The sequence below is a fragment of the Pseudomonas sp. ZY71 genome (assembly GCF_036542145.1).
Lineage (GTDB): Bacteria > Pseudomonadota > Gammaproteobacteria > Pseudomonadales > Pseudomonadaceae > Aquipseudomonas > Aquipseudomonas koreensis_A.
Genome location: NZ_CP144274.1, coordinates 6131534 through 6151841 on the forward strand (window position 1 = coordinate 6131534; position 20308 = coordinate 6151841).

Genomic DNA, 20308 nt, shown 5'->3' on the forward strand with positions numbered 1-20308 from the left:
TACGTCAATGAGACCACTTGGCTCAGCAGTCCGGCTTGTCGGCCGTGAAGCGCCGCGCCGGGTTCACTGCCGCGCCGAATTCGCGCAAGGCTTTGGCACCGATCAGCAACGGGTAATTGAAGTTGCTGCGGTCGGTCAGGTTGACCTCAACGGTACGCTTGACGTTACCCAAGCACAGCTCCAGATCGACCACCGGGCGTTTGGCGACTTCGGTGCTTTCGCCCTCGTCCTCTTCATCCGAACGGCTCTTGATCTTGCTGATGCGCGCGACCTTGTGTTCGTAGACCTTGTTACTGGCGTCCTTGGTGCCGAGGCGGAACCGTACCCATTCATCGCCATCGCGGGTGAAGGTTTCGATGTCCTTGGCCGACAGCGAGGCGGTCAGCGCGCCAGTGTCCATCTTGGCCTTGAGCACTTCACCGCCGATTTCCGGCAGTGCGATGTATTCATAGCGCCCGTACAGGGTCGGCTCGGCGGCCATGACCGGCAGCGCGACGAGGGCAAACAGTGCAAGGAGGGATTTCACGTAAGGGGCTTCCTTGGAAATTGAGGGCGGCAGACTGGGATTTTAGACACCCATTGAGGCATTCGTTCGCCTTGAAATCGCTTTCGCGAGCAGGCTCGCTCCCACAGGGTTTTGTGCTGAGCAGACATTTTTAATACACCTGAATCCAGTGTGGGAGCGAGCCTGCTCGCGAAGAGGCCAGCACATTCAACACAACGCTTGAGCAAAGCATACCGGCCCAAAAGTGAAACATTCGTCACCACCGATTTGGCCTGCCGCGCGAAGCTGCTTATCATGGCGCGCCCATCCGTTTGCAAAGAGTTGCTTATGCGCCGCCTGCTCACCGGCTGTTTCGTCACCCTGCTGCTGTTGCTCAACACCCTGATCCTGATCGGGCCGTTGCTGGTGTTTGCCCTGCTCAAACTGGTCGCACCAGGCCGCTGGCGCGATTACGCGTCGGGGGCGGTGATGTGGATCGCCGAAACCTGGGCGGAAATCGACAAGCTGATTTTCCGCCTGTGCATCCCCACCCAGTGGGACATTCGCGGCGGTGAAGACTTGCGCGGCGACACTTCCTATCTGGTGGTCAGCAACCACCAGTCGTGGGTCGATATTCCGGCGCTGATTCAGACGCTGAACCGGCGCACGCCATTCTTCAAATTCTTCCTCAAGAAAGAACTGATCTGGGTGCCGTTTCTGGGGCTGGCGTGGTGGGCGCTGGATTACCCGTTCATGAAGCGCTACACCAAGGCCTTTCTGGCGAAGCACCCGGAGCTGGCCGGCAAGGATCTGGAAATCACCAAGCAGGCCTGCGAGCTGTTCAAGCGTCAGCCGGTGACCGTGGTCAATTATCTGGAAGGCACGCGCTATACCGCGGCGAAAAGCGCGCAGCAGCAATCACCGTTCAACCACCTGCTCAAGCCCAAGGCTGGCGGCGTGGCGTTTGTATTGGCGGCGATGGGGGAACAGCTGGATGCGATTCTCGATGTAACGGTGGTTTATCCACAGGCGAAAATCCCCGGGTTCTGGGATTTGATCAGCGGCAACGTGCCGCGCGTGATCATCGACATCAAGACCCGCGAACTCGACCCGGCGCTGTGGCAGGGCGATTACGAGAATGATCCGGCGTTTCGCGAGAAGGTCCAGAGCTGGGTCAACCAGCTCTGGAACGAGAAAGATCAGCGCATCGCCGAACTGCGCAGCGAGCGCGGCTGAATCAGCTACCGGTGCCGGCGCCCCAGATGCTGCCCAGGCTTTGCAGCAGCGGGCCGCCGACGCCTTGATCACCCAGATACTTGAGCAGCACCGGAGCAAACTGGCCAACCATGCCGCTGTCCATGCCCAGCGCACCGAAGGCGTTGTTCAGGTCATTGGTGTCCTTGACGTTGCCCAGTGCGTTCTCCAGACCGGCGGATTTGCCGGACTGACCGAGCAACCCGCTCAACGCCGCCAGGTTGCCGCTACCGCCCGACAGTTTGTCGATGCCCGGCACTTCTTTGGCCAACTGCGAATAATCGGTGCTGCTCAACTGGTTCTTGGCCAGGCCCAGCATGGCGCTGGTGCCGCCGACGGCTTGCTGCGGCGTCACACCCAGACCGGTGACGGCTTGCAGCAGACCGGCGGTTTCCGAGGTCGGAGCCGCAGCGGTGGCCGCGTTGCCGCCCTGCATGCTGGCAGCAGCCTTGGTCACGTCGTCGAGGCTGAAACCAGCAAATACCGGGCTGGCCGCAAGGGTCATCAGTGAAGCCAAGGCAATACCGCGTGAAATCTTCATTCAGACATCCTCTTGCGCTGTGAAAACCACCCGTTGAACGGGCAGTGAAACTGCCGGTTTGACCGGGTATCCGCCGGCATGTTCCGGCGCGGCGCATCCATTTTCGTCCGGCCTGCGTATATAAAACGTGAAATCCCGGACACCTTCGCGATGAATGGCACAACCGCTGTCGCTGAACTAGCCTGTGAACAGTCCGAGTCTCGCCCTCGTCGCCCGACCTTTGCCTGGAGAGTCGTCATTCCCATCGCCGACACCGATCAGCTGCGACAGCTGTTGGCCCAGTGCTCACTGGGTGATCGTCGCGCCTTCGAAACGCTCTATCGCAGCGTCGGCCCGCGCCTGCATGGCGTCGCCCTGCGTTTTATGGGCCGCACCGATCTGGCGGAGGAAGTGCTGCAGGAAAGTTTCGTGCGCATCTGGAACAACGCCTCGCGCTACGAAGCGCACCTGTCGGCGCCGTTGACCTGGATGATCAACATCACCCGCAATCAGGCCATCGATCAGTTGCGCAAACATCGTGACCGGCCATTGACCGATCTGGAACAGGACGCGCTGCCGGACGAAAGCCCCTCGGCTCACGAGCAACTAAACAGCGCACGCGAGGCTCAGACGTTGAACCGCTGTCTGGACACCCTTGAAAGCATGCAGCGCCAGTCGATCACCGTGGCTTACTTTCAGGGATTGTCGTGCACGGAACTCGCCGAACACCTGGCCACGCCACTGGGAACGGTGAAATCGTGGATCCGCCGTGGCCTGGAGCGTCTGCGTCGGTGCCTTGAATCATGAACTACCAGACCCCTGCCCTGCGCCGCGCCCTCGCTGCCGATTACGCCATCGGCCTGATGTCTGCGCCTGCGCGGCGGCGGTTTGAGCAATTGCTGCTGGACGACGCTGCGTTGAGAGCTGAAGTGGCGCAATGGCAGGAAAGCCTCGCCTCTCTCACCGAAGCGATACCGGAACATCCCGTGCCCGACCGAGTGTGGCAAGGCATTACCGCGCGAATCGAACCGCAAGTGCTGCATGTGCCTGAGAAACGGCCGTTCTGGAACTGGCTGCGCGTCACCGCTGCACTGTGTTCGATCGTGGTGTTGGTCTTCCTCGGCTCGCTGTACAACCGCGACGACGCCCGCTACCACGCCACCCTGCTGACCGCCGATGCGCAACCGGCGCTGAAGGTCGAGGCGCATGCGGATTATCTGCAGGTCGAGCCGTTGACACTGGCGGCGGTTGGTGCGGATCGTAGCCTGGAACTGTGGGCGATTCCGGCTGACGGCAAACCGATTTCCCTCGGCGTTATTCCGGCGGGGGGCAAAGGCAAGGTTGAGCTGAACGAGGCGCAGAAGATGTTGATCGGCAAACCGATTGCTTTGGCGGTCAGTCTGGAACCTAAAGGTGGCTCGCCGACTGGACAACCGACCGGACCGGTTCTGTATCAAGGGGCGCTGGCGGCACTGTAAAGCAAAGCCCCTCACCCTAGCCCTCTCCCAGAGGGAGAGGGGACTGACCGTGGGATATTGACGTAATACGCCGACGTGAAAGACTTGCGTTGAATCCATAGTCGACTCGATCTTTCAAGTCGATGTACGACGCAAGACACCTCGGTCGGCCCCCTCTCCCTCCGGGAGAGGGCTGGGGTGAGGGTAGCTTTTGACCTGGGCTTGCAACAAAAACGGCGACCCTGAAGTCGCCGTTTTGTATCGAGCTTAAGCCTTACGCCGCACTGAACAACTTATGCGGATCAATCACAAACTTCTTCGGCACGCCCGCATCGAACTCGCCATACCCTTCCGGCGCCTGATCCAGACTGATCACCTGCACCCCCACCACTTCAGCAATGTTGATGCGATCCCACATGATCGCCTGCATCAGTTGGCGGTTGTACTTCATCACCGGGGTTTGCCCGGTGTGGAAGCTGTGCGACTTGGCCCAGCCCAGACCGAAGCGAATGCTCAGGCTGCCCATTTTCGCGGCGGCATCCACGGCGCCCGGATCTTCAGTGACGTACAGGCCCGGGATACCGATCTTGCCGGCCACACGCACTACGCCCATCAGCGAGTTGAGTACGGTGGCCGGCGCTTCGGCTTTGACGCCGTCGTGGCCATGGCCGCGCGCTTCGAAGCCGACGCAGTCCACTGCGCAATCCACTTCCGGCTCGCCCAGCAGTGCGGCGATCTGTTCGTGCAGCGGCGTGTCCTTGGAGAGGTCGACGATTTCAAAACCCTGGGACTTGGCGTGGGCCAGGCGGATGGTGTTGACGTCACCGATGATCACCACTGCTGCACCGAGCAACCGCGCAGAGGCAGCGGCGGCCAGACCGACCGGACCGGCGCCGGCAATGTACACGGTGCTGCCCGGACCAACGCCGGCAGTGACGGCGCCGTGGTAGCCGGTCGGGAGGATGTCGGAGAGGCAGGTCAGGTCACGGATTTTCTCCATGGCCTTGTCGCGATCCGGCAGTTTCAGCAGGTTGAAGTCAGCGTACGGCACCAGCACGTATTCCGCCTGGCCGCCGGTCCAGTCGCCCATGTCGACGTAGCCGTAAGCGCCACCGGCACGGGCCGGGTTGACGGTCAGGCAGACGCCGGTGTGTTGCTCTTTGCAGGAACGGCAGCGCCCGCAAGCCACGTTGAACGGTACGGAAACCAGGTCACCGATTTTCAGGTTTTCGACGTCGGAGCCTTTTTCGATCACCTCACCGGTGATCTCGTGGCCCAGCACCAGACCGGTTTGCGCCGTGGTACGGCCGCGCACCATGTGTTGGTCGGAGCCGCAGATGTTGGTGGAAACCACTTTGAGAATGACCCCGTGCTCGATCTTGCGACCGCGCGGGTCCTGCATTTTCGGATAGTCGATTTTCTGTACTTCGACCTTGCCAGCGCCGAGATACACCACACCACGATTGCCAGACATGCTTTCACCTCGCTGTTGTTTTTATGGAACCGCGTTGCCCAGGCAGGCAGCGCGTTAAGTGCTCGGGTTATTGCTTGTTGGTTTTGCGTTGTTTGTTATGGCCCTATCGCGAGCAGGCTCACTCCTACATTGGAATGCGTACCCCTTGTAGGAGTGAGCCTGCTCGCGATAGCTATCTAAAGAACGACCGTGCGATTGGCGTTGAGGAAAACCCTTCGCTCAATGTGATACCCAACCGCCCGCGCCAGCGTCAGGCCTTCAATATCGCGCCCCTTGGCAATCAAATCCTCAGGGTAATGACTGTGATCCACCGCCTCGACGCCCTGGGCAATAATCGGCCCTTCATCGAGGTCGTTATTGATGTAATGCGCCGTCGCGCCAACCAGTTTCACGCCTTTGTTATAAGCCTGGTGATACGGCTTGGCGCCCTTGAAACCCGGCAGCAACGAGTGATGGATGTTGATCGCCTTGCCATCGAGCTTGCGGCACAGCTCCGGCGACAGCACCTGCATGTAGCGGGCGAGAATCACCAGTTCGGCACCGGACTCTTCGATCACCTGCCACACCTGACGCTCCTGCGACGGTTTGTCGTTGGGGTCGAGGGGGAAATGGTAGTAGGGAATCTGGTGCCAGTCGGCCAGCGGTTTCAAATCCGGATGGTTGGAGACCACCGCCGCCACGTCCATCGACAACTGGCCGATGCGCTGGCGGTAGAGCAAGTCGTTAAGGCAGTGATCGGCTTTGGAAACCATGATCACCACTTTCGGTCGGTAGTTCGGCGCGGTCAGCTCGAAGATCATGCCGAAGGCCTGGCCACGTTCGGCGAGGCCTGCGCGGAAGGATTGTTCGTCGAAGCCGTCGGGCTGGCGGAATTCCACGCGAATGAAGAAGCGCCCGGAGAGGCGGTCATCAAACGAATGGTGTTCGGTGACGTAGCAGCCCTGCTCGAACAGAAAACGCGTGACCGCGTCCACCGTGCCGAGGACGCTGGGGCAGTCGGCGGTCAGAATCCATGTGTCTGGGGCGCGGCTCATGGTGCGGTGACTCCTGTTCTTTGTGCGGGGTGTCAGGTTTTTCCCTCACCCTAGCCCTCTCCCAGAGGGAGAGGGGACTGACCGAGGTGTTCTTTCGTGTTACGTCGACCTGAAATACCGAGCCGAATTCAAGCTCTGGAAAATCTATCGCCAGCCAGACTCGGCTGTTGAAATCGCCCGAGATCAGCTCCCTTTCCCCCTCTCCCCCCTGGGGGAGAGGGCTGGGGTGAGGGGGTAGCTCTTGATCTTTCAGGCCTGAACGCTCAACCCGTACTCAGCCGAAGCATCCTGCAACCACAACCACCAGTAATCCGAGAAGCTTCGACGAATCAGCAGTTCCCAGGTGTCTTCAGCGGTGTGGCGAATCATCAGCTGCGACTTGGCGAACACCGTGCCGACCGCTTTACCCACCGGGAAATTGTTCGGGTGCACGTCGTAGCTGGTCGACTTCATCAGCACCTGACGCACGTTCGGCCCGCTCAGTTCGAGCACTTGCTGGCCGCCGCTGACGTTGACGATCGCGATGTGCAGATCGCCCAGCGCTTCACGCAGTTTCTGTTCGGCGGCGAACTCTTCACCGCTTGGCACGATCAGCAGCCACTCATCCGGGCCCATCCATTGCAGGCTGGTTTCACCTTTGACGATGACGCTGAGGGCGCCGGGCAGTTCGATGCCCAGCGCTTTATGTACGCCGGCGGCAAACGCGGCATCGTGGCCATCACCACGAATTGTCAGGTGACCGAGGAGTTTTTTCTCACGCACGATCACGCCGGCGTTCTTGCGGCCCTTGCCGACCAGGCTGGCGAGGTCGGCATGGTGCAGCGACGACTCGGCCTTGGCCCCAGTGGTCGGGCGTTGTTGGTAAACATTGGCTGTGGTCATAAAGCACCTTTGCTGAATTCTGACTTGAGCCCTGTGTAGGCAGATCTACCGCTGTCGCGAGCAGGCTCACTCCTACAAGGGGTACGCGATCACCTGTAGGAGTGAGCCTGCTCGCGATGAAGTCAACGCGGTGCAACTGCACTCCCCAGGCGCCGAACCATCAAATATTCTGGCGATCCCCCTTCGGATCGAAGAACACCGAAGAAACAATCTCCGCCTCGATCACGCTGCCATCGGCCAGCGGTGCAAACACCCGCTCACCGAGGCGCTTCAGACCGCCCTTGACCACACCCATGGCAAACGAATAACCGAGGGAGTTGTGCGCGTAGCTGGAGGTCACGTGGCCGACCATGGTCATCGGAATCGCCTGCTTGGTGTTGAACACCAACTGCGCACCTTCCGGCAGCCACACGTTCGGATCGATCGGCTTCAGGCCGACCAGTTGCTTGCGCTGATCCTTCACGCAGTCTTCACGGTTCATGCCACGCTGGCCGATCCACGAGAACGGTTTGGTGCGACCGACGCACCAGCCCATATTCAGATCGTCCGGAGTCATCGAGCCGTCAGTGTCTTGGCCAACGATGATGAAACCCTTCTCGGCACGCAGTACGTGCATGGTTTCCGTGCCGTACGGGGTCAGGTTGTACTGCTTGCCGGCCTCGACGATTTTCTCCAGCACGCCCATCGCATAGTCGGCCTGCACGTTGACTTCGTACGACAACTCACCGGTGAACGAGATGCGGAACACCCGTGCCGGCACACCGCCGACCTGACCTTCTTTCCAGGTCATGAACGGGAACGCCTCGTTGCTCAGATCAATGTCGGTCACGGCACTGAGCAGCTTGCGGCTGTTTGGCCCGGACAGGGTCATGGTCGCCCAGTGGTCGGTCACGGAAGTGAAGTAAACCTTCATGTCCGGCCATTCGGTCTGGTGGTACAGCTCCAGCCACTGCAGCACGCGAGCCGCGCCGCCGGTGGTGGTGGTCATGACAAAATGGTTGTCGGCCAGACACGCCGTGACACCGTCGTCGAAGACCATGCCGTCTTCTTTGCACATCAGACCGTAGCGCGCCTTGCCCACGTCGAGTTTGGTCCAGGCGTTGGTGTACACGCGGTTGAGGAAGTCGCGGGCATCCGGGCCTTGGATGTCGATCTTGCCGAGGGTCGAGGCATCGAGCAGGCCGACGCTGTCGCGCACGGCTTTGCATTCGCGCTTAACAGCGGCATGCAGGTCTTCGCCGTTTTTCGGGAAGTACCATGGACGCTTCCACTGACCGACGTCTTCAAACTCGGCGCCGTTCTTCACATGCCATGCATGCAGCGCGGTGTGACGAACAGGCTCGAAGATGTGCCCACAGTGACGACCGGCCACGGCGCCGAAGGTTACCGGCGTGTAGTTCGGGCGGAACATCGTGGTGCCCATCTGCGGGATGGTCACGTTCAGCGAGCGAGCGGCGATGGCCAGACCGTTGACGTTGCCGAGCTTGCCCTGATCGGTGCCGAAACCCAGCGCGGTGTAGCGTTTGACGTGCTCGACCGACTCGAAACCTTCGCGGGTCGCCAGTTCGATGGCGGCGGCGGTCACATCGTTTTGCAGGTCGACGAATTGCTTCGGCGCCCGTGCGGTGTTCTTTTCATGCGGCACCTGGAACAGCGCCAGCGTCGGTTCTTCGTGACGGCTCAGGGCTTTTGGCAGCACGCCTTCGACGGTCTGGAAACCGGCTTCTGCGGCAGCGCGCACGCCTCCTTCAAAACCGTCAGCGAGCGAATCGCCGAGACCGTAGACGCCGTTGATGCCACCGACGCACACGCGCTTCTGCGGTGCTTCGCCCGGCACGAAACCGAGGATGTCTTCACGCCAGGTCGGCTTGCCACCGAGGTGCGAAGCCAAGTGAACGACCGGGCTGTAACCACCGGAACTGGCAATCACGTCGCAGTCGAGCCATTCGCCCGGGCTGGTCACGGCATGAGCCTTCACATCAATCGCGGCAACGCGGGCAGCGGTCACGCGCTTGCTGCCACGGGCTTCGATCACAGCGCTGCCAGTGAGAATGCGGATGCCTTTGGCGCGGGCTTCTTCGACCAGCGCACCACGCGGATTGCTGCGGGCATCGGCGATGGCGACCACTTGCAGACTGGCGTCGAGCCAATCCAGAGCGACGCGATAGGCGTGATCATTGTTGGTGCTGAGGACAAGCTTCTTGCCCGGCGCTACGCCGTAGCGACGCACGTAAGTCGACACCGCACCGGCAAGCATGTTGCCCGGCACGTCGTTGTTGCCGTAAACCAGCGGACGCTCGCAAGCACCGGTCGCCAGCACGACACGCTTGGCGCGGACACGGTGAATGCGCTGACGCACCTGACCGATCGGCGCACGGTCACCGAGGTGATCGGTGAGGCGTTCGTGAATGGTCAGGAAGTTGTGGTCGTGGTAACCGTTAACCGTGGCGCGCGGCAACAGCAGCACGTCCGGGGTGTTCTTCAGTTCCGTGATGACACTGGCGACCCAGTCCATCGCCGGTTTGCCGTCGAGGCTTTCGCGGGAATCGAGCAGGCTGCCGCCGAACTCTTCCTGCTCATCGGCAAGGATCACTCGGGCACCGCTGCGCGCAGCGGCCAAGGCAGCAGCGAGACCGGCCGGGCCAGCGCCGACGATCAGCACGTCGCAATGCTGGTTCATGTAGTCGTAGGTGTCCGGATCGACTTCGGTCGGCGAACGGCCAAGACCGGCAGCCTTGCGAATGTACTTCTCGTAAGTCATCCAGAACGATTGCGGGTACATGAAGGTTTTGTAATAGAAACCCGGCGGCATCAGCTTGCCGCCGACCTTGCCAAGAATGCCCATCATGTCGTTGTTGACGCTCGGCCAGCCGTTGGTGCTGGTCGCGACCAGCCCTTGATACAACGCCTGTTGCGTGGCGCGCACGTTGGGGATCTGCGTAGCTTCGGTGGCACCGATCTGCAGCACCGCGTTCGGCTCTTCGGCACCGGCGGCGAAGATCCCGCGAGGACGCGAATACTTGAAGCTGCGGCCGATGATGTCGACGCCGTTGGCGATCAGCGCGGCGGCCAGCGAGTCACCCTCGAAGCCTTTGTAGTTCTGACCGTTGAAGGTGAAGCTCAGCACTTTGTTGCGGTCGATCCGTCCACCGTTGGACAGGCGATTGGTCTGGCTCATACCTTCTCTCCCAGCGCCGTCGTGGCTGTTTTCGCCGTATCAGCCTTGTCGGTGAATTGCGGCTTGGTGCCGATCTTGTAGGTTTCGAGAATCTCGTAGGTCACGGTGTCGCGGGTGACGTTGAAGTACTGGCGGCAACCGGCAACGTGATCCCACAGTTCGTGGTGCAGACCGCGCGGGTTGTCGCGGAAGAACATGTAGTCGCCCCACTCCTCGTCGGTGCAGGCGCCAGGATCGAGCGGACGCGGAATGTGCGCCTGGCCGGATGCGTGGAATTCCTCTTCGGAGCGCAGTTCGCCGCAGTGAGGACAGAAGATATGCAACATGGGGATTTCTCCTGTTAGTGGGCGACGGCAGCAGCGCCGTGTTCGTCGATGAGTGCGCCGTTGTGGAAACGGTCGATGGAAAACGGTGCGGCCAACGGGTGCATTTCACCCTTGGCCAGACTCGCGGCAAACACGTTGCCCGAGCCAGGCGTTGCCTTGAAACCACCGGTGCCCCAACCGCAGTTGAAGAACATGTTCGGGACCGGGGTTTTCGAAATGATCGGGCAAGCGTCCGGGGTGGTGTCGACGATGCCGCCCCACTGACGGTTCATGCGTACGCGCGACAGCACCGGGAACATCTCGACGATCGCTTGAATGGTGTGCTCGATCACCGGGTACGAACCGCGCTGGCCGTAGCCGTTGTAGCCGTCGATACCGGCGCCAATCACCAGGTCGCCCTTGTCGGACTGGCTGATGTAACCGTGCACGGCGTTGGACATGATCACGCTGTCGATAATCGGTTTGATCGGCTCGGACACCAGCGCCTGCAGCGGGTGGGATTCGATCGGCAGACGGAAACCGGCGAGTTTGGCCATGTGCCCGGAGTTACCGGCCGTGACCACGCCGACGCGCTTGGCGCCGATGAAACCCTTGTTGGTTTCGACACCGATGCATACGCCGTTTTCCTTGCGGAAGCCGATCACTTCGGTCTGCTGGATCAAGTCCACACCGAGGGCGTCGGCGGCACGGGCAAAGCCCCAGGCCACGGCATCGTGACGGGCGACGCCGCCGCGACGCTGCACGGTGGCGCCCAACACTGGGTAGCGGGTGTTTTTCGAGCAGTCGAGGTACGGAATCTCGTCAGCGACTTGCTTGGCGTTGAGCAGTTCGCCATCGACGCCGTTGAGGCGGTTGGCGCTGACCCGACGCTCGGAATCACGGATGTCCTGCAGGGTGTGGCACAGGTTGTAGACGCCACGCTGGGAGAACATCACGTTGTAGTTGAGATCCTGCGACAGGCCTTCCCACAGTTTCATCGCGTGTTCGTAGAGGTGCGCCGACTCGTCCCACAGGTAGTTGGAGCGCACGATGGTGGTGTTGCGCGCGGTGTTACCGCCGCCCAGCCAGCCTTTCTCGACCACGGCGACGTTGGTGATGCCGTGCTCTTTGGCCAGATAGTAGGCAGTCGCCAGACCGTGCCCGCCGCCGCCGACGATGACCACGTCGTAGACCTTCTTCGGCGTCGGCGTGCGCCACATGCGCTGCCAGTTTTCGTGGTGGCTGAGGGAGTGTTTGAAGAGGCCGAAGCCCGAATAGCGTTGCATAGTCAGTTACTCCAGAACACTCAGCGATAAACCGGGAAGTCTGCGCACAGGGCCGACACTTGCTGGGCAACATTGGCCTCGACATCGGCATCACCGAGGTTGTCGAGGATGTCGCAGATCCAGCCGGCCAACACTTCGCACTGGGTCACCTTGAAACCGCGAGTAGTCACCGCCGGGGTGCCGATGCGCAGGCCCGAGGTGACGAACGGCGATTGCGGGTCGTTCGGCACGGCGTTCTTGTTGACGGTAATGTGCGCGCGGCCAAGGGCGGCGTCGGCGTCTTTGCCGGTCAGGCCCTGACGGATCAGGCTGACCAGGAACAGATGGTTGTCGGTGCCGCCGGACACTACATCGTAGCCACGTTTGATAAACACGCTGGCCATCGCCTGAGCGTTGTCGATCACTTGTTGCTGATAAGCCTTGAAGCCTGGCTCCAGCGCTTCCTTGAAGCACACGGCTTTACCGGCGATGACGTGCATCAGCGGGCCACCCTGAGCGCCGGGGAACACGGCAGCGTTGAGCTTCTTCTCGATCTCTTCGTTGGACTTGGCCAGGATCAAGCCGCCACGTGGACCGCGCAGGGTTTTGTGCGTGGTGGTGGTGACCACGTCGGCGTAAGGCAGCGGGTTCGGGTACAGACCGGCAGCAACCAGACCGGCAACGTGGGCCATGTCGACGAACAGCAGCGCACCGACTTTGTCAGCGATCTGACGGAAGCGCGGGAAATCCAGCGTCTTCGAGTAAGCGGAGAAACCGGCGACGATCATTTTCGGCTTGGATTCAACGGCGAGACGCTCGACTTCGTCGTAATCGATCAGCCCGGTGTCAGTGTTGATGCCGTACTGCACGGCGTTGTAGAGCTTGCCCGAGGACGACACTTTGGCGCCGTGGGTCAGGTGACCGCCGTGGGCCAGGCTCATGCCGAGGATGGTGTCGCCCGGCTGGATCAGCGCCAGGTACACGGCGCTGTTGGCGGAGGAACCGGAGTGCGGCTGGACGTTGGCGTAATCGGCGCCGAACAGCTGCTTGGCGCGTTCGATGGCCAGTGCTTCGACTTTATCGACGTGCTCGCAGCCACCGTAGTAGCGCTTGCCCGGATAGCCTTCGGCGTATTTGTTGGTCAGGCCGCTGCCTTGCGCTTGCATCACGCGTTTGCTGGTGTAGTTCTCCGACGCGATCAGCTCGATGTGATCTTCCTGACGTTGCTCCTCGGCATTCATCGCCGCCAGCAGTGCATCGTCGTAACCCTGGATCTGGTCTTGCTTGCTGAACATCGCGTCTCTCCCAGCGGCATCTGTGCGCCATTCGTCTCGGTAAGGCACTGGCAATGAAGGCAGTGCCCTTTGATGCCGATGGTATGACCGGCGCAGACAGCTCAAATGCCTGCGCGCGCCACGCAAAGGTGCGTTTACGACATGGCCTGAAATGGCTTGTTGAATCTGCACAGATCCCCTGTAGGAGTGAGCCTGCTCGCGATGGCGGTGGGTCAGCTGAGCAAATGTTGGCTGATACGCCGCCATCGCGAGCAGGCTCACTCCTACAGGGGGTTATGCGATCAACTGGCGAACCGCGAGTAGCAGGAGAAAATGCGCGGGATAGAAGGCGTAAGCCCAGCGCCGCATCGGTGGCGGCTGAAGATGTCGCGCATGTCGCAACAGGAACATTCCGAGCATGGGCGCAAACAGACAGGTGGCAATGCCAAGAATGGCGACGCTGCTACCGAACCTTGCCGAGTCGTAAAGCACTTGCCACTGATTCGCTGCGAGGCATATCAAACCCGGCAGCAAGCTGAAGTACCAAGGGCGGCGAAACACCAACAGCATCGCCAGCGGCAGCAACACCCCGAAGAAACCAAACATAAGCCGCTCCGGGAAAACTATCGCCAGCACCAGCGCAGCAACGCCCAGCAATCGCGACATGATCGAGGGATCCTGCCACCCCCGCGCCACTAGCAAACCCAACGCCAACGTCGGCATCACGTTCAACGTGTCCGGCTCTGGAATGTACAACCGGTAAGGAATTTCGCTCAGCGCACTGAACAGCAACAACCAGCCCAGATAGCGCCACTCCATCCTCCGCGAACCATCACGCGCCAGATTCGCCGCCATCGCCAGACAAAACCACGGAAACGCCAACCGCCCCGACACATACAGCCAATCGGCGGAGAACCCGACATATCGCAGGTGATCGAACAACATGCTCAGCAGCGCCAGCCACTTGAGCAGATCCAGCGCGCCGTCGCGTTTAGTCAGGTGCATAATCGGCCTGCGTCCATGTAATGTTCTGCCAGCGACATCCCGTGTGCTCCCCGGAAGATCTTCGGTAAAGTGCGCACCATCATTGACCACGAGCCTTCACAAGAGTCTCGACCACGGAAGCCGGCCATGACCGACAAGAGCCAACAATTCGCCAGCGACAACTACTCCGGTATCTGCCCTGAAGCCTGGGCTGCGATGGAGCAGGCCAACCACGGCCACCAACGCGCGTATGGCGACGATGAATGGACCGCACGCGCGTCCGACCATTTCCGCAAACTGTTCGAAACCGACTGCGAAGTGTTCTTCGCCTTCAACGGCACCGCCGCCAACTCGCTGGCCCTGTCGTCGCTGTGTCAGAGTTACCACAGCGTGATCTGCTCGGAAACCGCCCACGTCGAAACCGACGAATGCGGCGCCCCGGAATTCTTCTCCAACGGCTCGAAACTGCTGATCGCCGGCACTGAAAACGGCAAGATCACCCCGCAGTCGATCCGCGAAGTCGCACTCAAGCGCCAGGACATCCACTACCCGAAACCGCGCGTGGTTACGCTGACTCAAGCCACTGAAGTCGGCAGCGTCTACACTCCGGAAGAAGTCCGCGCCATCAGCGCCACCTGCAAAGAGCTGGGCCTGCACCTGCACATGGACGGCGCGCGTTTTTCCAACGCCTGCGCATTCCTCGGCTGCTCGCCAGCCGATCTGACCTGGAAGGCCGGTGTCGACGTACTGTGCTTCGGCGGTACCAAGAATGGCATGGCCGTGGGTGAAGCGATCCTGTTCTTCAACCACAAGCTGGCGGAAGACTTCGACTATCGCTGCAAACAGGCCGGGCAACTGGCGTCGAAAATGCGCTTCCTCTCGGCACCGTGGGTCGGCATCCTCGAAACCGACGCCTGGCTGAAATATGCGCGCCACGCCAACCACTGCGCGCAATTGCTGGCAGAACTGGTCAGCGACATTCCCGGCGTCGAACTGATGTTCCCGGTACAGGCCAATGGCGTGTTCCTGCAACTGTCGGAACCGGCGATTGCCGCGCTGACCGCAAAAAACTGGCGCTTCTACACCTTCATCGGCAAGGGCGGCGCGCGCTTCATGTGCTCATGGGACACCGAAGAAGAACGCGTCCGCGAACTGGCCCGCGACATCCGCGAAGTCATGTCCGCCTGACCTCCCGCCACCGCACTGATCGTTCCCACGCTCCGCGTGGGAACGCCTCCCGGGACGCTCCGCGCTCCAGCCTCACCACTACCGCCATGCTGAGCACCGCTATGACGCAGAGCGTCAGTGGCTGCATTCCCACGCAGAGCGTGGGAACGATCTTCGATCGGGAATGATTTTTCCCACCGTGAGACCAGACTTCTCCTCTGGCGCGTTCTCTTCGCCCGCCTCACCCTGATGGTTCCCACGCTCCGCGTGGTAACGCATCCCGGGACGCTCCGCGTTCCATTCCCGTCGCACCGCAAGATTCAAGGAAGAATCCCATGGGCCGCAGCCGCTACACCATTACCGAAACCGACAAACCGCATTTTCTGACCTGCACGATCATGGAATGGTTACCGCTGTTCATCCGCCCATACATAGTCGACCACCTGCTCAACTGCTGGCGATATCAACAGACTCATCACGATCTGAAACTGTACGGCTACGTGATTCTGGAAAACCATCTTCACTTCGTCGCCCAGGCACCTGACCTGAGCAAATGCCTCAGTCAGTTCAAATCTTTCACCGCTCGACAGATCATTAATGACCTGCAAAGCAAAGGCGCTGACAAAGCACTGCAACGCCTGCGCTTTAGCAAACGTGCACACAAGCAGGATCGCGTTTACCAGTTATGGCAGGAAGGTTCTCACTCAGAGATGGTTTATAGCGAATCGGTGATGCGACAGAAACTTGAATACATTCACAACAACCCGGTAAAACGCGGGTATGTGGATTTGCCAGAGCATTGGCGTTATTCGAGTGCCAGGAACTACGCGGGAACGCCGGGGCTGATCGAGGTTCAGTGCTGGTATTGAATGGGATGCAGAGCGTAGGAGCGATCAGATCCCCTCCCTCCGCACTGATCGTTCCCACGCTCCGCGTGGGAATGCCTCCCGGGACGCTCCGCGTTCCAGCCTCACCACTACCGCCATGCTGAGCACCGCTATGACGCAGAGCGTCAGTGGCTGCATTCCCACGCGGAGCTTGGGAACGATCAATGGCAGGGATGGCGATGACTCTTGGTCTACATTGTCTGTCGAGCCATCCGCTCAGATAACAATAAGCAGGAGCATCGGCATGTCGTTACAAGGCAAAACCCTGTTCATCACCGGCGCCAGCCGTGGCATTGGTCGTGAAATTGCGCTGCGTGCCGCGAGGGACGGGGCCAATATCGTGATTGCGGCGAAGAGCGCCGAACCCCACGCCAAATTGCCCGGGACCATTCACAGCGTCGCCGCCGAAGTCGAAGCGGCGGGCGGCAAGGCACTGGCATTGCAGGTGGATGTGCGTGATGAGGACGGCGTGCGCCGGGCACTGGCCGAGGCCAACGAACATTTCGGCGCGATCGATGCGCTGGTGAACAACGCCGGGGCGATCAAGCTCACGGGTGTGCAACACATCGAACTCAAGCGTTTCGACCTGATGCACCAGATCAACACCCGCGCGGTGTTGCTGTGCAGCCAGGCTGCCCTGCCCTATCTGAAGAAATCCGCCGGGCACATTCTCAATCTGTCGCCGCCGCTGAATCTGGCGAACAAGTGGTTTGCGCAGTTCAGTCCGTACACCGTGACCAAGTACGGCATGAGCATGCTGACGCTGGGGATGAGCGAGGAATTTGCCAGTTACGGGATCAGCGTCAACTCGCTGTGGCCGCAGACGATGATTGCCACGGCGGCGATTGAGTTTCAGTTGGGCAGCCGGGAGTCGTTCAAGCAGGCACGGACCCCGGCGATCATGGCGGATGCGGCGCATGTGATTTTGGGTAGCCGTGAGCGGCAGATCACTGGGCGGTTGTTGATTGATGAGGAGATTTTGCGGGAGAGCGGTGTGGCGGAGTTTGATCATTATCGGTTTGATCGGGAAAGCGAGGCGGCGTTGATGACGGATTTGTTTGTTGACTGAAAAAGCCCCTCACCCTAGCCCTCTCCCGGAGGGAGAGGGGACTGATTGGGGGATATTTGAGAATTACGCCGACGTGAAACTGCTTTACCGAATCCATAGTCGACTCGATATCTCAAGTCGGTGTACCTCGAGAGAACAACTCAGTCAGTCCCCTCTCCAACAGGGAGAAGGGACTGATTGGGGGATGCTCGAGAAATACGCCGACGTGAAACTGCTTTGCCGAATCCATAATCGATAAGGTCTTTCAGGTCGATGCAGAACGCCAGACACCTCCGTCGGCCCCCTCTCCCTCTGGGAGAGGGCTGGGGTGAGGGTTTACCAATCAGAAATCGATACGCACATCCCCCTTCGGCACACTGCAGCACGACAAGATAAACCCTTCAGCCTCATCGTCCTCGGTAATCCCGCCGTTGTGCTCCATCTCCACCTCGCCACCCAGCTTGAGCACCTTGCACGTCCCGCAAATCCCCATGCCGCACGCCTTCGGAATCATCAACCCCAGCTTGGCCGCCGCCGCGTGCACGGTCTCACCCGGTGCCACACGAATGCTCTTGCCGGACGAAGTGAATTCGACCTGATGCAGATCCGCCGCATCGATTTCCGGCGCATCCGCAGCCTGCTCGGCCTGTTCCACCGCATCGGCACGGGCCTCGGGCGGCGTGGCACCGAACGATTCCTCGTGATAACGCGACATGTCGTAACCAGCCACTTCCAGCAGGCGCTTGACCGCATTCATATACGGCGTCGGCCCGCAGCAGAACACCTCGCGCTCGAGGAAGTCCGGCACCATCAGTTCCAGCATCTTGTGGTTCAGATAACCGCGATAACCGGCCCACGGTTCACCCAAGCCGTGCTTCTCGCAAATCAGATGCAGGCTGAAGTTGTCGATCCGCGACGCCATGTGCTCCAGCTCGCGGTGGTAAATGATGTCTTTCGGTGAGCGCGCGCTGTGGATAAAGGTCATGTCGACGTTGGCGTTGGTGTCGTAAAACCAGCGCGCCATGGACATGCACGGCGTGATACCAACGCCGCCGCTCAGGTAGAGCACTTTCGGGCTCGGGAAGTCGATGGCATTGAACAGCCCGACCGGCCCGTGCACCGCCAGTTCTTGGCCTTCATGCAGCGTATCGTGCAGCCAGTTGGACACCTTGCCACCCGGCACCCGTTTGATCGTCACCGAAAAACTGTACGGCACCGACGGCGAACTGGAAATCGTGTACGAGCGCATGATCGGCTGGCCTTCGATTTCCAGCTCCAGGGTGACGAACTGCCCAGGCTTGAAGAAGAACAGGATCGGCTGGTCAGCCATAAAGCAGAAGGTGCGCACGTCCCAGGTTTCCTGGATGACTTTGACGCAACGGACGATGTGTCGGCCATTGGCCCAGGTCTGGGTGGTGACCGGATTCAGGAAGCTGTTGGACATGCTGTTCTCCACGGCCGACTGTCGGCCTCATGTCGGCGATTCTGCGTATAGCGCGAACCGCCCGTTTACCTATCCGCGACATCGGCATACTTATCGCGACCAGCCCCCAACCACCGGGGGTTGCGCGTCGGGAACAGATTGCACCATGTCGCCCATGGATAAGGTTGCGCCCTGCGCCGGGCCCACACTCGCCCCAACACCAAGACAGCTTCTTTACACCTTGCGTAGCAACCGTTAGCAGCACACCTGATCAGCCACTTTTCGCCGGCCACGCAGATGGCCATGAGGATCACATCGATGGACGTCACCGCAAAAATCAGCCTGGGCGATCCGCTGGAACCCGCACGCAAGGCCACCGCACAAATGCTCCAGGAGCGCGAGCGGACGTTTTCGCTGCCGCAACCGTTCTACAGCGATGAGCGGTTGTTCGATATCGACATGCAGGAGATCTTCCAGAAAGAGTGGTTGATCGCCGGCATGACCTGCGAGATCCCGGCCAAGGGCAACTACCTGACGCTGCAGATCGGCAAGAACCCGATCATCGTCATTCGTGGCGCCGAGGGCGTGGTGCATGCGTTCCACAACGTCTGCCGCCACCGTGGCTCGCGTCTGTGCACCAGTGAAAAAGGCAAGGTCGCCAAACTGGTCTGCCATTACCACCAGTGGACGTACGAGCTGGACGGTCGTCTGCTGTTCGCCGGCACCGAAATGGGCGCCGACTTCGACATGAAGCAGTACGGCCTGAAACCGGTGAACGTGAAGACCGCCGGCGGCTACATCTTTATCAGTCTGGCGGAGAACCCGCCGGCCATCGATGACTTCCTGTCGACACTGAACCATTACATGGAACCGTACGACATGGAGAACACCAAGGTGGCGATCACCACCACCTTGATGGAAAAAGCCAACTGGAAACTGGTGCTGGAAAACAACCGCGAGTGCTACCACTGCAACGCGTCGCACCCGGAACTGTTGAAAACCCTGCTGGAATGGGACGACGTCACCGACCCGCGCGCCGATCAGGCGTTCAAGGATCACGTTGCTGCGTCCGCTGCTGCCTGGGAAGCCGAGAAGATTCCTTACGCCCACGCAAGCTTCGGCCTGCGCAACCGCATCGTGCGCATGCCGCTGCTCAAGGGCACCGTGTCGATGACCCTCGACGGCAAACAGGGCTGCGCGAAACTGATGGGGCGGATCAAGAATCCGGATCTGGGCTCGATGCGCATCCTGCACCTGCCGCACTCGTGGAACCACTGCATGGGCGACCACATCATCGTCTTCACGGTGTGGCCGATCAGCGCGCAGGAAACCATGGTCACTACCAAATGGATCGTGCACAAGGATGCGGTTGAGGGCGTGGATTACGACGTCGAGCGCATGCGTCAGGTGTGGGACGCGACCAATGATCAGGACCGGCGTCTGGCGGAAGAGAACCAGCGCGGGATCAACTCGACGGCGTATCAGCCTGGGCCTTATTCGAAGACCTATGAATTCGGCGTGGTCAACTTTGTCGATTGGTACAGCGAGCGTCTGCTGAACAACCTTGGCGCCGAGCCTGCGCCGTACCTCAAAGGCGTTCCTGTTCAAGGATAAAAAGCATCGCGAGCAGGCTCACTCCTACATTGGGAATGCTTTCCCCCTGTAGGAGTGA

Annotated in this window: 18 protein-coding genes; 7 read left to right on the forward strand and 11 right to left on the reverse strand. The window is 60.4% G+C overall.

Going from position 1 to position 20308, the window contains the following annotated elements; all coding sequences use genetic code 11:
* Positions 1 to 22: 22 nt before the first annotated feature.
* Positions 23 to 526 carry a retropepsin-like aspartic peptidase RloA2 gene (gene rloA2, locus VY732_RS27270; protein WP_007909997.1) on the reverse strand — a complete coding sequence of 168 codons (504 nt, stop codon included), beginning with the start codon at positions 524 to 526 and terminating at the stop codon, positions 23 to 25.
* Between the two features lie 306 nt (positions 527 to 832).
* Between rloA2 and VY732_RS27275 the strand changes: the two genes are divergently transcribed.
* Positions 833 to 1720: an acyltransferase gene (locus VY732_RS27275; protein ID WP_331692766.1), complete on the forward strand. Its 888-nt coding sequence runs from the start codon at positions 833 to 835 to the stop codon at positions 1718 to 1720.
* A 1-nt stretch (position 1721) separates the two neighbouring features.
* Here VY732_RS27275 and VY732_RS27280 read toward each other — a convergent pair whose 3' ends face one another.
* Entirely contained in the window at positions 1722 to 2279 is a 558-nt protein-coding gene (locus VY732_RS27280; protein WP_077574816.1) for a DUF2780 domain-containing protein, read from the reverse strand.
* A gap of 150 nt (positions 2280 to 2429) precedes the next feature.
* On the opposite strand from VY732_RS27280, the gene VY732_RS27285 reads away from it, so the two are divergent.
* On the forward strand, positions 2430 to 3065 hold the full coding sequence (locus VY732_RS27285) for a sigma-70 family RNA polymerase sigma factor (protein ID WP_331692768.1): 636 nt from the start codon (positions 2430 to 2432) through the stop codon (positions 3063 to 3065).
* On the forward strand, positions 3062 to 3736 hold the full coding sequence (locus VY732_RS27290; RefSeq protein WP_331692770.1) for an anti-sigma factor: 675 nt from the start codon (positions 3062 to 3064) through the stop codon (positions 3734 to 3736). Before VY732_RS27285 ends, VY732_RS27290 begins: the two co-directional genes overlap by 4 nt.
* A 253-nt stretch (positions 3737 to 3989) precedes the next feature.
* Here VY732_RS27290 and fdhA read toward each other — a convergent pair whose 3' ends face one another.
* The 8 genes from fdhA to VY732_RS27330 form a co-directional block, all read right to left on the reverse strand.
* Positions 3990 to 5189, reverse strand: a complete 1200-nt coding sequence (fdhA, locus tag VY732_RS27295) for a formaldehyde dehydrogenase, glutathione-independent (protein ID WP_038363199.1) — start codon at positions 5187 to 5189, stop codon at positions 3990 to 3992.
* Between the two features lie 176 nt (positions 5190 to 5365).
* Complete coding sequence (gene purU / locus VY732_RS27300) at positions 5366 to 6223, reverse strand: formyltetrahydrofolate deformylase (RefSeq protein ID WP_008086918.1); 858 nt, start codon at positions 6221 to 6223, stop codon at positions 5366 to 5368.
* A gap of 249 nt (positions 6224 to 6472) precedes the next feature.
* Positions 6473 to 7105 (reverse strand): sarcosine oxidase subunit gamma, encoded by a 633-nt coding sequence (locus VY732_RS27305; protein ID WP_008086919.1) that lies wholly within the window; start codon positions 7103 to 7105, stop codon positions 6473 to 6475.
* A 160-nt stretch (positions 7106 to 7265) separates the two neighbouring features.
* Positions 7266 to 10283, reverse strand: a complete 3018-nt coding sequence (locus VY732_RS27310) for a sarcosine oxidase subunit alpha (RefSeq protein WP_331692774.1) — start codon at positions 10281 to 10283, stop codon at positions 7266 to 7268.
* Positions 10280 to 10609 (reverse strand): sarcosine oxidase subunit delta, encoded by a 330-nt coding sequence (locus VY732_RS27315; RefSeq protein ID WP_016986286.1) that lies wholly within the window; start codon positions 10607 to 10609, stop codon positions 10280 to 10282. The genes VY732_RS27310 and VY732_RS27315 overlap by 4 nt, the downstream gene beginning before the upstream one ends.
* Positions 10610 to 10623: 14 nt before the next feature.
* Positions 10624 to 11874: a sarcosine oxidase subunit beta gene (locus VY732_RS27320; protein ID WP_034155011.1), complete on the reverse strand. Its 1251-nt coding sequence runs from the start codon at positions 11872 to 11874 to the stop codon at positions 10624 to 10626.
* 20 nt (positions 11875 to 11894) lie between these two features.
* Entirely contained in the window at positions 11895 to 13148 is a 1254-nt protein-coding gene (locus VY732_RS27325) for a serine hydroxymethyltransferase (protein ID WP_007913117.1), read from the reverse strand.
* Positions 13149 to 13421: 273 nt separating this feature from the next.
* On the reverse strand, positions 13422 to 14132 hold the full coding sequence (locus tag VY732_RS27330) for a TraX family protein (protein WP_331692777.1): 711 nt from the start codon (positions 14130 to 14132) through the stop codon (positions 13422 to 13424).
* Positions 14133 to 14258: 126 nt separating this feature from the next.
* Between VY732_RS27330 and VY732_RS27335 the strand changes: the two genes are divergently transcribed.
* The 3 genes from VY732_RS27335 to VY732_RS27345 all read left to right on the forward strand — a co-directional run bounded on the left by VY732_RS27335 (position 14259) and on the right by VY732_RS27345 (position 17234).
* Positions 14259 to 15299 carry a threonine aldolase family protein gene (locus VY732_RS27335; RefSeq protein ID WP_064119210.1) on the forward strand — a complete coding sequence of 347 codons (1041 nt, stop codon included), beginning with the start codon at positions 14259 to 14261 and terminating at the stop codon, positions 15297 to 15299.
* A gap of 314 nt (positions 15300 to 15613) precedes the next feature.
* On the forward strand, positions 15614 to 16147 hold the full coding sequence (locus tag VY732_RS27340; RefSeq protein WP_137217393.1) for an REP-associated tyrosine transposase: 534 nt from the start codon (positions 15614 to 15616) through the stop codon (positions 16145 to 16147).
* A 262-nt stretch (positions 16148 to 16409) separates the two neighbouring features.
* Entirely contained in the window at positions 16410 to 17234 is an 825-nt protein-coding gene (locus tag VY732_RS27345) for an SDR family oxidoreductase (RefSeq protein ID WP_331692779.1), read from the forward strand.
* A 322-nt stretch (positions 17235 to 17556) separates the two neighbouring features.
* Here VY732_RS27345 and gbcB read toward each other — a convergent pair whose 3' ends face one another.
* On the reverse strand, positions 17557 to 18657 hold the full coding sequence (gbcB, locus tag VY732_RS27350) for a glycine-betaine demethylase subunit GbcB (protein WP_007911227.1): 1101 nt from the start codon (positions 18655 to 18657) through the stop codon (positions 17557 to 17559).
* A gap of 297 nt (positions 18658 to 18954) precedes the next feature.
* Between gbcB and gbcA the strand changes: the two genes are divergently transcribed.
* Positions 18955 to 20250, forward strand: coding sequence for a glycine-betaine demethylase subunit GbcA (gbcA, locus tag VY732_RS27355; protein WP_008083155.1), 1296 nt, complete (start codon positions 18955 to 18957; stop codon positions 20248 to 20250).
* Positions 20251 to 20308: the final 58 nt, after the last annotated feature.